Here is a 13,151-nt window from a genome sequence, read left to right on the forward strand (position 1 = left end):
AAAATTTATAGTAATCTATACTCAATTTTCCTCTCATCTCCAGACATCATATCTTTTATTTTTATTTCATTATTTAGCCTTTCGTCTTCTCCAATTAATATAACCTTCTCTACCCCCAACTTATTGGCATAATTCATTTTTTTCTTTAATGGATTATCTTCAAAATACACAGTGACCCCGAAGCCCTTTTTCTCTAAATATTTCGTCACCTCCATGCAATAATCTAAAGTCTCTCCAATTGGTATTATTATATAATCTAATTTATTTTTTATTCTATAATTCCCTATAAACCCTATTTCCTTTAACACGAAAAATAATCTGGTTATTCCTATTGAAATCCCTACCCCTGGCAATAAATTTTCTGTATAACTTCCTGCTAAGTTATCATATCTTCCGCCTGAACAAATTGAACCATAGCTTTCGTTTCCTATTAATATTGTTTCAAAAACAGTTCCTGTATAGTAATCAAGTCCTCTAATAATCTTTAGATTTATCCTAAATCGTTCACTAGCCACATCTAAGTGTTCTAACATTGCTTTAACCTGTCTTAATTCATTTATTCCTTCAAGAAAATACTCATTTTTAATCTGAAGCTTCGTTAGTCCAGCTAAGATTTCTTCATTACTTCCTTGAATATCAAGTATGTTATTTAGATATTTACTTTTTTCCTGCCCAATAATATTTGTAATCTGATCTTCAAAAGATTTTTTGTCTATTTTATCGTACTTATCAATTAAGATCATTATTTCTGTAACATTTTCTATCTCTTGCTCAATGAGAATACCTTTCAATACTTTTCTATTGCTAACTTGAAACTGATAATCTAATAGTCCGATCTCCTTAAATGCTTTATCTGCTAAACTTATGACCCAAGCATCGTTATTTATACTTAGTTTATCCTTACCGATAACATCCACATCGCATTGATAAAACTCTCTATATCTTCCTTTTTGATTTCTCTCTCCTCTATATACTTTTCCTAACTGATATCTTCTAAAAGGAAAGGTTAGCTCATTATAGTATTGAGCTACATATCTAGCAAAAGGCACTGTTAAATCAAACCTTAATGCTAAATTATTTTTGCCCTTTTGAAAACTATATACTTGCTTTTCTGTTTCTCCACCATTCTTAGCAAGTAAAACCTCTGCTTTCTCTATGATTGGTGTATCGATAGCCATACAGCCATTATTTTTATAAACAGCTGTAATTTTATCAACAATATCATTAAAAATTTCTTGTTCCTTTGGTAATAACTCCATAAATCCTGCTAATATACTTGGTTTTATAATATCCATATTCATTGTATCCACTCCATATCCAATTTTATTTATATATCTGATGGCTAACATCAATGACACTTCTTCAGCGGTTACATATCCTTGGATAACGGCTTCTAAACATTAAAAATGCTAAGAAGCGAACTACCATCCGTAACACGCTATTGACGGATGCGTCCCTGGATAACGACGTCTAATCATCAGATATTCTAATAATTCTGTTTACCCATAACAAAAAACCATGTAGGCAAATATCCCACATGGTTCGTATAAATTATGCTAGCACTTAATTTACATCACCCAGAGATACAAGCCTACTGAAATAGACTTGTATCTGTTAAGACAGACCAAGTCTCTAGTGATGATGATGTATTAAATTAACGTTATTGATTGTAAGTGTTTGCATAATATTCCTCCTAGTTTTTATTTATTAACATTATATATTGAATTAATTAAAATATCAACAGAATCTACTGCTTATACTAGCTATATTTATGCAAACAATTTGTTAACATTACGCGAATATGTTATAGTTTATTCATAATATATTATTATTTGGAGGAAAATATCAAATGAAGAAATGGAAAGTTGAAGCTGATGGAGTAATTCATGAGATTCAGTATAAACGCGGATTTAATAATAAAATTATTGTAGATGGTGAAACTTACAAAGTAAAATCATCAAATATATTTGTCAATGTGATTGATTATGTAATTTCTTTTGGTGATACTCATTGTAATTTAGTTGTTATTGGAAGTAAAGTTGACTTAGCTGTAAATGGTACTTTTCTTGGAAGCAACAAACCATATGAACCAACAAGTAATGTATCTCCATGGATTTGGGTATTAGTAGGCCTAAGTACAATAGGTGGAATGCTTCTCTCAGGGATTTTGAGTCTTGCTATTGGTGTTATAATGAGTACATTTTATATTCAATTTGGAATGAAGAAAAAGAATGGTGCTACAATTGGATGCTTTATCGGATGTACCTTGATTCAAATACTTATTTTTTTTGTTATAGTATTAGCACAATTATAATATTATAGAGGAAATATATTTGAATTTTGATAATAACACTGAGATTACAAAATCAAAGAAAGCGATAGTAAGAAATCAAGTTTCTAATAAAAATAATACTCTAGCAATTACTTCTCTAGTCTTTGGAATTATTTCTTTAATATTTTGTTGGGCTCCTATCTGTCCAATAATCACTGGAATTATAGGTACAATTACTGGATTTATTAGTGTTATAAGAAAACGTGATGGCTCAAATATGGCCATTATTGGAATAGTTTTATCTGTCTTAGGTATATTACTTGGTATAATATTTTTCATTTTATTAAATCTTATAGTAAGTTATAAATAAAGAATGAGGACTATAATTATCTTTGAAACAACTCGTCAGTAATATATGTCTGATGTATTTTGGTTGTGTGCTTTTGATCATTTAATTGAACAGTCTGTTTACCCTAACATTAGCCCTTATATCCAAGTGTTAACCGCATTTTGTATAGCAATAAAATCTACAGATTTTATATGCTTATTCCCAACTTTTTAGGCGAATAAGGAAAAATAGTATTAGAACCACTTGCTAAATAAGAGCCTATGGTACTAGATAAACTTGATTAATTTCTTAATATTGATAAAAAAATTTAGATACTATAAAACCGTACCCTAAATAAGTGGTACGGTTTACTATTATATATATTAAATATAATATAGCGTGCTTAATTGGTTTATTAAAAAATACTTTGACATATGACTTTAAGATTCCTAAATTATATTAACATGTTTTTTTTGATAATCACCGATATTAACAGTAACCTTAGACTCATGTTTTATAACATTTCCCACATTCACAAACATCATATAACCGTATCTTCCTCTCTTTCCTTTTCGAGTTATCATTTCCCCAAACTTTGGTAGACTTAGTAAAGAAAATTTTATTCCAGTTGCCTCATCTATAATATAAATTTCACGGGTACCTTTAACAATATAACCCATTCTATTGATTTTAAAACTGATATTAATAATGTTATCATCACCCGTTAAAATACAACCTATTATTTCAAAGGGACGTTTCCTGGGTATCCAATAATAGTAATAGTATCTGAAAAGAAATATCCCTGTCATTGCGATCAATACACTAATAGTAATTAATACTGTAATCATAATATGCCTCCCTTAGAATATTAAGGGCACCTTATCACGATGCCCCTTTTGATCATATTAAAGTACTGAAAAAACAAACCATGGAACAGTGAATCACTTACATTTTGGAGCAAATCCCAGATTACACGGAGGATGAGGCCTCTCATTTGGTAAATCAGTTTGAATAAATATTAATTGACCGCCTGGGTATACACCATTATTTGTAACCTTATAATCATCATGATTATGAGCAATATAAAACTGAGGAAAGAAGAAATTATCTATTGTACCATAGTTGTTAACTTGGAAGTCTCCTGGGAAAGGACACAGTGTTGTACCCCCTTCTTTCGGAGTGTTAGCCCATAAAGTGTCTGAATCACCAAAACCAGGCATAAAGGTACCAGCATTTCTAGATTCTGCAGTTGCATCAGCCACTTGATTCATTAATGATGGGAAGCCACCTTTGCCACAGAAAATATAATCAGCATAAAGCTTTCGTTTATCATCAGCCATAAAAATAAGGTCGTAGCTTTCTCCAGAACCAACCAATTGGGTAAAGACAGATTCCCCATGTGGATGAGCATGTGCATCTTTATTAACTATTGTGCCATGCCAACCATGAGTATGCCATGGAACTGGCTGATATCCCATATTAATAAGACGAAGCAAAAACCTTTGTCCATTTTTAATATGAACATAAGAATCATATCCTGCCGGAACTTTATAAGCATCTCCACCTACATCAACACCAGCAGGTAATAGTGTATCCGGGAATGCACGTCCATTTACCAACCACCAATCAGGTTTAAAATTTACCGCATTAAAATCAGTTTGATTTTCAACAGCATCGTGCCAAGTAGAGTCGATATCGGATAAGAGTATTACATATTCTTTATCAAAAAAGCTATCATAATTTATATTTGCAAAGTTCCTGTTAGTGATATTCTTTGATGTGATATATCTAGAGACATCTTGAGCTTCCGGATATACAATTAGTCCTCCGTACATGCCCATCTGAACATGTTCAGCAGCCTCCTGATGACAGTGATAAAAATAGCTTCCTGGAGTTTCTGGTTTGAAGTAATAGGTTATACTGATTGAAGGTTCACCTATAGGAGTTACTGGTACTCCAAAGGAAGTTTCAGGTACACCATCAACTTGTGTTGCTACATGACCACCGTGAATATGAATGGTATGAACGTCTAAAATAGGCTCTTTAGCTCTTAACAAACCCAAGTTAGTTAGAGTTATAAATAGTTCATCATCCGCATCCATTTTTATTAACGGCGATGGAATTACAGCTGTTCCTCTTAAAGCATCTCTTGCTGTTATATTTGAAGGATCCAATTCTGAATCAATAATTGTAAACTTGCCTGTACATTTATCTTGTATTTTCCATAAGCCTCCTACAAAACCAAAAACATATATGCTTCTACGTAGTAAGCATCCTGTCGGGTCAGTTGGAAGATTAATAAAACCATCTGTAGCATATAAGCTGTAAAAAAGCCTTTTTGCCATAATGCTTTTACCCTCCTAATTTTTTTATTTTATCTTAGCAATATAATATATGACACCTTTTTATAAATATTTACATTGTTGTCCTTATTATTGATTTTTCCAATAAACTCAAACACCTTTCAACAAACTTTTATTATCTACATTTCCGTTTTGAGAATAATTATCATTTACTTTTTTAAATATTCATGTATAATTTAATGTAAATAAACTATATTGTTTTAAAAGGGAGATAATTTTATGTCAGCATATATGATTACATATTTCTTAAGTGATACTTGTGGATGTGGACATGACCATGAACATAATCATGAACATAACCATGAACATATTGAATCTAGCGAAGATAATATAATCGCAAAGATAAAATCCGTGGGTGCTTGGGCCCATTTCATGCCTGAAGCATATCTTGTTAAAAGCACTTTATCTGCTCAAAAAATATTAGAAGAACTTAAAGAAGTAGCAAATACAGGAGATATCTTGTTTGTGACAAAAACAGATGCTGAGTCATGCGCTTGTCAAAACCAAGCAGTTATAGACTGGCTTGCAAAATAATCTTAATAACTACAACATATAGATATTGATTTCATAAGTAGCGTTCCTTTCTAACTATATATAATTTACATGCTTATGTATTGATATAACAAGTTTATAAAAATATAACCTGTTAAAAACAGTAACATAACCCTCACCTTATGTAAAAGGTGAGGGTTGTTATATACTTGTCTACAATTCACTTAAAATATGAGTTGATATTAGAGTTGTATCATATATTCTTTCCATGTCATTTCTTCCATTCACTATTGTTAAACCGAAACAACTTTAATACCGATAAAGCTATAAAGAATAATAGCAATAACAGCCGCAATTAAAATACCTTTTAATAACGATTTAAGCATTCCCTTTTTAGATTCTATATATTGTTTCAATTTATTCCCTCCATTCAACATTATTAATTTGAAACAACTTTAATACCGATAAAGCTGTAAAGAATAATAGCAATAGTTGCAGCAATTAAAATACCTTTTAGCAAAGATTTGAACATTCCTCTTTTCCATTCCTTTGATAATTTTTTCACTGCCTCTGCTTCCTTTAAGTTCTGTTCAATATCATCAATAGACAATGTATCGTACATTGATTGAATCTCAGCTTTGCAGACATCACAGTGAGCAAGATGTTCTTCAACCACAACTTTGCTTTCATTACTGCAAACACCATCGTAATATAACGGCAACAAATCTTTTATAATTTCACAAGATATTTTCATTTGAATTCCTCCTGTAATTGTTTTTTTGCTCTATAAAAAATCAGTCTTGCCCAACTGTCGGTTTTCCCGAACAACTCTCCAATTTGCGAAAATGGCAGTTCTCCGAATACCCTCAATGTGAAAATTTCCTTATATGGTTCCTTTAGATTATGAATCAAAATATGTAATTGCTTCATAGCTTCTTTGTCAAGATAATCTTTTTCTAAATCTGATGTTGTTTCTGAAAATTCTGTATCAACACTAGAAATATTTCGCTTTTGCTTTTGATAAAGCGAAATATAAGTATTTCTAGCGATTTGGCAAAGCCATACATATAGTTTACAGTTTCCTTTGAATTGATCAATATGCCTCATAGCTTTGAAAAAAGTTTCCTGAGTAACTTCTTCTGCGATAGCTTCATTCCTGCTAAGAGCCAACATATATTTATATACATCAGAAAAATATTTTCTATATATTTCTCCGTAGTCTGTCACTTTCTCACCTCCTATAGATAAGACTATGCTTATGCGAAAGTGTTTCAAATTTTTTTAATATTGTTATTTAAATTTTTTCACCTATTGCTAATCCAAATTTTAAAGGACTCATTTAACTAAATTTTGTACTATGAGTCCACTTTCATAATTAAAAATTTTCACACAAGTAAAAAATCCTCGATATACTTTTCGAAGATTTTTATGATAGGGATATATTAATGGAAAATATTAATCAAATCACCACTTAAGTTCAAACCTCTATAGAAAAAATCGACACCTTTATAGATCTACTTCAGTATATTTGAAGCTTGTATACATTGAATCTTATATACCTTAAAAATTCTATATTATTTATATATATCAGAAAACTCTATATTGATTCTTTCTATGTAGCCTTTGGACATTTCTCCACCACAAGCAATTTCATCATAGGTTTTATCAACTAATTTACATGGAATATATATAATAAACTCAGTGCCATAACCTTCGCTGCTTTTTACAGATATTGTACCACCGTGAAGCTCTACTAATGATTTTACAAGAGAAAGTCCAATTCCACTTCCCTCATGATCTCTAGTAAAGGATTTGTCTACTTGTACAAATCTCTCAAATATAGAGTTTAACTTTTCTTTTGGAATCCCTCGCCCTGTATCCTTTACTCTTATGCAAACATTTTCGGTTGCATCTTCAATATTGACCATTATATTCCCACCCATAGGAGTGAATTTTACTGCATTTGAAAGTAGATTTAGCATAATTCTCTCTATTTTTTCTGGATCACAAGCAATAACTTTTTCTTCTACCTCTGTATCAAATATAAGCGATAATCCCTTATCTTCTATATAATCAGCTACAGACATAGTTATATTTTCTATAAGATTAATAATATTAATATTAACTTCATTTATTTCAACATACATTGTATCTATTTTAGTAATATCTATCAAATTATTAATTAGCCTCAAAAGACGGTAACAATTTTGTTTCATCATTTTTGTATACCCATACATTTCTGTACAGGACTCTTTCGATAAATATTTTTTTAATTTAAGTTCTTGTACCTGTAAAGCCGAGAAAATAACATTTGTTGGTGTTCTGAGTTCATGTGAAATGTTTGCAAAAAAATCTGTTTTTATTCTATCATATTCTTCTAACTCACTTATCCTTCTTCTTTCTTCATCAATGCTTTTTTGCAGTTCTTCCTGTTTATACTTTTCAGTAATATCCCTGCTTATACCTATAAGTCCCATAATATTACCTTGTGAATCATAATAAGGAGTTTTTAATGTATCCACCAACAAAACTTTACCATCAGGATACTTAATCCATTCCTCGTTTCTAAGATGTTTATTTTGACGAATTACTTCTAAATCTCTTCCTCTAAAACTTTCTGCCGTTTCTTTATCAAAAACTTCTAAATCTCTTTTTCCAATAAGCTTTTCCTCTTTTATTCCTGCAAAAACTTCAAAAGCTTTATTACAACCTTGGTATACGCCATCGATGTCTTTATAGAAAAAGAAATCTGGAATTGAATCAATAAGAGATGTTAAAAAAGCTTGTTTCTGCTGAAACTTTATATAAAGGTTCTTATATCTTTCCTCACTCTCTTTAAGTTCACTAATATCCTGAATAATTCCCACTGCTTTTTCTAAAGCTCCATATTTATCATAATATAACTTACCTTTGGCCTTTAGCCACCTTATTGTTCTATCAGTTTGATTTACTATTCTATACTCTACATCAAAATCATCTCCATTTTTTACAATTTCACAAAGTGATGCTTCAAATGCTGGTCTATCACTAGGGTAAATGGTATTTACCCATATTTCTAGATTCATTCCATGAGAAGAATCAACTCCAAATATTTCATAAACTATTTCAGAACAATCAAATATATCCTTTTTCATATCATAAACATAGTTTCCAAGTCTAGCCACTTTCTGTATTTCTTTTAACCAAAATTCATTTTCCAAATCCATAATTATATTCATATTTAACTCCCACATTTCTAACAAAATAAACCTTTATTTCTCTAATACCAAATTCCCCAATTTACTTTCATTATTAAAACTACATTAAAAGTATATTTATATGTTAAAAATCAATAATCTACGAAGAATCTTTATTGAAATATAATTAACTCTCTATTGTTTTAATAAATTTTATTATAAACAATTTTTCTACACTATTCCACTAATATGAATAAATATTAAAATATACTACCACAAGAAATATTTTCATATAGTAGAAGATAATTTTTTCAATAGAAAAAGCATGGTTATATTTTTAATATCCATGCTTTTTCTTAATTTATATACTATCTATCCTTACAAGAACTTATTTTATATACTATCATCCTCACAAGAGCTTATTTTATGATGTTAATAATATCTTTTACTATTTGATCATCTGTAAGTCTATTTTTTCTCATAAGTTCCTCTGGGACATAACGATCTATTAATTCCTTCTTAATTCCATAGTTTAATACCTTCATATCAGAAGGACCATAATATCTTGCAAGCTTTTCACCAAAACCACCATCTAAAATGCCATCTTCAAGAGTAATTACAATCTTATGATTCTTTTTCAAGCTTTCCAGTAATTCTTCATCGATACCAGTAATAAATTTTGGATTAATTAAAGTAGCTTCAATGCCACTTTCCTTTGAAAGTTTTGTTACAACAGCTTCTCCAAGTTGATAAAAATCCCCAAGTGCTACTACTGCAACATCTTTGCCTTCCTTTGTCACCTGATATTTATTTAACTTAGAGTAATCTGTATTATCTTCAATTCCACTTTTAATTACTCCCATTGCTGGAACACGGATAGCCACTGGATGATCCTGTTGATTCATTCCCCACTTAAGCATAGCAAAATACTCTTCCTTACAAGTTGGAGCAAGATATACCATATTAGGAATGTTACTCATCATGCCAATATCATATAATCCAAGATGAGTTACATCATTCATGCCATAAACAGACGCATAATTTACCAATATTACTGCTGGATTATTATTTATGCATAAGTCCTGTGAAAGTTGGTCATAGGTTCTTTGGAGAAATGTACTATACACTCCGTAAACTGGCTTTCCACCATTAGCTGCAATTCCTGAAGCCAAGGCAACTGCATGTTCTTCTGCAATACCAACATCTACAAACTGTCTGCCTGCTTCTTTTCTTCTTTCTGGCCAAAAACCAAACACTGTTGGAGTTGCTGACGTAATAGCAACGACTTTTGGATCCTCTTTCATAGCATTTAATAAATATTCTCCAGTCAAATCTCCATAGTTCTCTCCAGCGCCCATTGAGAACTTTGCTTCCCCTGTCTCTAACACAAAAGGCATTCCCCAGTGCCACTGTTCCTTATTCTTTTCAGCAAATTCAAAGCCTTTGCCTTTGATTGTATGAACATGAACAACTACAGGATGTTCTATATCCTTAACTTTATTAAATACATCAATTAATTGTTCAAAATCATGTCCATCCTTTACATAATAATAATCTAACCCCATTGCCTTAAAGAAGTTACATTCACATCTTCCTTCCGAGTCTCTCAGTTCCTTAAGATTTTTATATAAACCACCATGATTTTCTGCAATAGACATATCATTATCATTGACAATAATAATCATGTTTGTTCCTGCTTCTGCAGCGTTATTTAATCCTTCATAGGCTTCTCCACCACTTAGAGAACCGTCTCCAATAATAGCAATTACATTATCCTTCTCATCTTTTAAATCTCTTGCTTTAGCAAGCCCGCAAGCAAGGCTTATAGATGTGGACGTGTGTCCAATATTAAAAAAGTCATGGTCGCTTTCTTCTGGATTCGAATAACCAGATACATCATCATACTTTTCAGAATTGATAAACGCTTCTTTTCTTCCAGTAAGCATTTTGTGAACATAACTCTGATGAGAAACATCATAAACGATTTTATCCTTTGGTGAGTTAAATACATGATGTAATGCAACAGTCAGCTCTACAATTCCAAGATTAGGACCAATATGTCCACCATGTTCACTTAATTTTTTAAGCAACGCTTGACGGATTTCTGAACTCAACTCTTTCATTTCATCTACTGATAATTTTTTTACGTCCTCTGGTGAATTTATTTTTTCTAAATACATACTTCATCCTCCTATAAATCCCTTTATAAGTTTTATTGAATATTTAGCTTTTTCGATTGTAGTTAACACACATTCTGAAAAGTTATATGCCTATCATAAACCTGTGAGTTAACTCCAGGTCAATAGCTTTTTAAAAAAATTTTTAATTTTTTTTATTAGGACCAAACTATGCACATTTATAAAATTAATAAATTCATTATCCACAACTATACTCACTTTTATAACTGTACCAAGTCATTACTTCTTTGCATTCTTAATAAAGTACATCTATCCTATTGCTACTTGATTCAAATATAAAAAGAATACCTAAATCTTTGATTAAGTATTCCTTTTATATTTTTATATTTTAATTCTATTTTGATTTCTACCTATCATTCAAGCAGTGTAACATTATTCAAAAAATATCTATTTGCCCATTCTGTATATGTTGTAGGAGTCCAAAGTTCTCTAGTTGTACTGATATCTGCTGTAACTGCCATAGCAAGATACTCCTGAAAATGAAGTTTCTCTTTAACTTTAATGATATGTAAACCATCTCTCACTGCAAGTCCATCTTTAATAATTTTATAAGCATCAAAGTACAATCTTACCCCTGGGTTATACGGGATATCTGGCTTAGTACATACATACCCTAATTGCCTTGAATTTACTACAATTTCTCCACATCCATTTAAAATATCAAACATTATATAATCTGAGTAATCTTTTGGTTCTACTAATTCTTTTAACCCGATTTCCTTAACTAATATGTTCATTCTTTTTAACTCAGAAGGCGAATATAAAAATCCACTCTTTTTTATTTCTTCCCATGAATCTTTTGTGGTGCTGTGTACCACCCATCTTGGATCAGTTTCTCTAATAGCTGTATCATTGTCAGCAAAATTATTTCTTAAAACCGCTTCAATGCTAGGTCTTAATTTTTTATGTACTTTTATAATTACGTTTCGCTTATGATAAGTTTCATATTTCACAAAATCAATTATTCTTTGAAAATCCTTATCTAAATCAGGAGAAACCTTTAAACAATACACTTTAGTCTTGTGAACAACATTAGAATAGTACTGGATTTCTTCATCATATATAAATGCTGACCAGCTCTCGCCATATTGTCCATCTACACTAAATGGATTACTTTTAAGTGGAGACCATTCTGAATTTGCATAGTAAATCATCTTTTCTCCAACCTTTTCTTTTGTATATAGCAAAGATACGCATCTATAAAGTATTCATTTTTTTCTTTATCATAAAATGAATATCTATGTGGTTTAACATCAGTATAATGTCCTTTATAGGTCTCAATAATCTCCTGCTCATCAGAATAATGATGTGGTATTTTTTCTTCTCCAGGCATGTTGTAAGTAAATGTATGCTTCTCAATTTCAATTCCAATACCATATCTTTCATCATTTCTAGAAGGGTAATCTACAAAAATAATTCCATTTGGCTTCACTACTCTTAACATTTCATCCGCATGCTTTTTCATATCCTGTAGATTTCCATGACCAGACACCCATGTACATAATATTGCATCAAAGGTATTATCCTTGAATGGAAGCTCTCTCATATCACAGCAAACTGTATCAATTTCAAAGCCAACCTTTTTTGCTTTTCTTCTAGTAACCTCTAAACCTTTTTCAGAAATATCACAAGCTGTTACACAGAATCCTTGTTTTGCTAAATATAAAGAGTGTCTTCCCATTCCACAACCTAAGTCTAATACTTTCTTCATATCATGGTTCTTAAAATATTCTGCCGCTTCCATCACTGTTTTAAGTACTTCGCTCTGAACTTCTCCCTGCTTATGATAAATCTCATCCCATATTAATTCCCATTCAGTTTCGCTATTATCAAAGAAATTGAAATCTATTAGTTTATTATCATTAATCATATTATCAAGCTTGTTAATCAAACTATTTAACCTATTTCTTTTAATGGACAATAATTGCTGCTGACATTCTAGTACTTTATGTTTATCATAATCAGCACTTCTTAAAATTTTTTTGATTCCCTCAAGTGAAACACCTAATTCTTTAAATAGTAAAATTTGTTGCAACATAATTAAATCATCATTTGTATATAATCTATAACCAGCCTCCGTAACTGTTGTTGGCTTTAACAAGTTAATTTCATCATAATAATGTAAGGTTCTTATACTAACGCCTGCTAACTTTGACACTTCATTTACAGTTCTCATAATATACACCCCCTAAAACTAGCATACACTATTACGTAACGTAAGAGTCAATGGAATTCTAAGACAGCCATATATTTAAAAACGACAATTAACAGAAGTTTAGATGAACTTCTGTTAATACTTGATATAATATTAAGATTACTCTT

Annotated in this window: 13 protein-coding genes; 3 read left to right on the forward strand and 10 right to left on the reverse strand. The window is 30.8% G+C overall.

The window, feature by feature from the left end:
* Nucleotides 1-5 precede the first annotated feature (5 nt).
* The gene (gene hisS / locus CLOCEL_RS16925) at nt 6-1,301 is read right to left on the reverse strand and encodes a histidine--tRNA ligase (protein ID WP_013291846.1); all 1,296 of its coding nucleotides are present in this window, start codon (nt 1,299-1,301) and stop codon (nt 6-8) included.
* A gap of 548 nt (nt 1,302-1,849) precedes the next feature.
* On the opposite strand from hisS, the gene CLOCEL_RS16930 reads away from it, so the two are divergent.
* The gene (locus tag CLOCEL_RS16930; protein WP_010073467.1) at nt 1,850-2,314 is read left to right on the forward strand and encodes a hypothetical protein; all 465 of its coding nucleotides are present in this window, start codon (nt 1,850-1,852) and stop codon (nt 2,312-2,314) included.
* A gap of 19 nt (nt 2,315-2,333) precedes the next feature.
* Nucleotides 2,334-2,642: a DUF4190 domain-containing protein gene (locus tag CLOCEL_RS16935; RefSeq protein WP_010073468.1), complete on the forward strand. Its 309-nt coding sequence runs from the start codon at nt 2,334-2,336 to the stop codon at nt 2,640-2,642.
* 407 nt (nt 2,643-3,049) lie between these two features.
* Here CLOCEL_RS16935 and CLOCEL_RS16940 read toward each other — a convergent pair whose 3' ends face one another.
* Together CLOCEL_RS16940 and CLOCEL_RS16945 are read right to left on the reverse strand one after the other, a co-directional pair.
* Nucleotides 3,050-3,448 (reverse strand): hypothetical protein, encoded by a 399-nt coding sequence (locus CLOCEL_RS16940; RefSeq protein ID WP_010073469.1) that lies wholly within the window; start codon nt 3,446-3,448, stop codon nt 3,050-3,052.
* Nucleotides 3,449-3,541: 93 nt separating this feature from the next.
* The gene (locus CLOCEL_RS16945) at nt 3,542-4,945 is read right to left on the reverse strand and encodes a multicopper oxidase domain-containing protein (protein ID WP_010073470.1); all 1,404 of its coding nucleotides are present in this window, start codon (nt 4,943-4,945) and stop codon (nt 3,542-3,544) included.
* A gap of 237 nt (nt 4,946-5,182) precedes the next feature.
* Here CLOCEL_RS16945 and CLOCEL_RS16950 point away from each other — a divergent pair, with 237 nt between their 5' ends.
* Nucleotides 5,183-5,497 (forward strand): hypothetical protein, encoded by a 315-nt coding sequence (locus CLOCEL_RS16950; protein ID WP_010073471.1) that lies wholly within the window; start codon nt 5,183-5,185, stop codon nt 5,495-5,497.
* Nucleotides 5,498-5,748: 251 nt separating this feature from the next.
* Here the strand turns inward: CLOCEL_RS16950 and CLOCEL_RS23720 are convergent, their stop codons facing one another.
* From CLOCEL_RS23720 to CLOCEL_RS16980, 7 genes are all read right to left on the reverse strand, one after another.
* Nucleotides 5,749-5,871: a hypothetical protein gene (locus tag CLOCEL_RS23720; protein WP_010073472.1), complete on the reverse strand. Its 123-nt coding sequence runs from the start codon at nt 5,869-5,871 to the stop codon at nt 5,749-5,751.
* Nucleotides 5,872-5,894: 23 nt separating this feature from the next.
* Nucleotides 5,895-6,209: a zf-HC2 domain-containing protein gene (locus CLOCEL_RS16955; RefSeq protein ID WP_010073473.1), complete on the reverse strand. Its 315-nt coding sequence runs from the start codon at nt 6,207-6,209 to the stop codon at nt 5,895-5,897.
* Nucleotides 6,206-6,682 carry an RNA polymerase sigma factor gene (locus tag CLOCEL_RS16960; RefSeq protein ID WP_010073474.1) on the reverse strand — a complete coding sequence of 159 codons (477 nt, stop codon included), beginning with the start codon at nt 6,680-6,682 and terminating at the stop codon, nt 6,206-6,208. The genes CLOCEL_RS16955 and CLOCEL_RS16960 overlap by 4 nt, the downstream gene beginning before the upstream one ends.
* A gap of 347 nt (nt 6,683-7,029) precedes the next feature.
* Entirely contained in the window at nt 7,030-8,673 is a 1,644-nt protein-coding gene (locus CLOCEL_RS16965) for a sensor histidine kinase (protein WP_010073475.1), read from the reverse strand.
* A 377-nt stretch (nt 8,674-9,050) separates the two neighbouring features.
* Nucleotides 9,051-10,811, reverse strand: coding sequence for a 1-deoxy-D-xylulose-5-phosphate synthase (locus CLOCEL_RS16970; RefSeq protein ID WP_010073476.1), 1,761 nt, complete (start codon nt 10,809-10,811; stop codon nt 9,051-9,053).
* Nucleotides 10,812-11,182: 371 nt separating this feature from the next.
* Nucleotides 11,183-11,983, reverse strand: a complete 801-nt coding sequence (locus CLOCEL_RS16975) for a hypothetical protein (protein WP_010073477.1) — start codon at nt 11,981-11,983, stop codon at nt 11,183-11,185.
* Nucleotides 11,980-13,005 carry a MerR family transcriptional regulator gene (locus tag CLOCEL_RS16980; RefSeq protein WP_010073478.1) on the reverse strand — a complete coding sequence of 342 codons (1,026 nt, stop codon included), beginning with the start codon at nt 13,003-13,005 and terminating at the stop codon, nt 11,980-11,982. The genes CLOCEL_RS16975 and CLOCEL_RS16980 overlap by 4 nt, the downstream gene beginning before the upstream one ends.
* Between the last annotated feature and the right edge of the window lie 146 nt (nt 13,006-13,151).

This window comes from Clostridium cellulovorans 743B (genome assembly GCF_000145275.1).
Lineage (GTDB): Bacteria > Bacillota > Clostridia > Clostridiales > Clostridiaceae > Clostridium_K > Clostridium_K cellulovorans.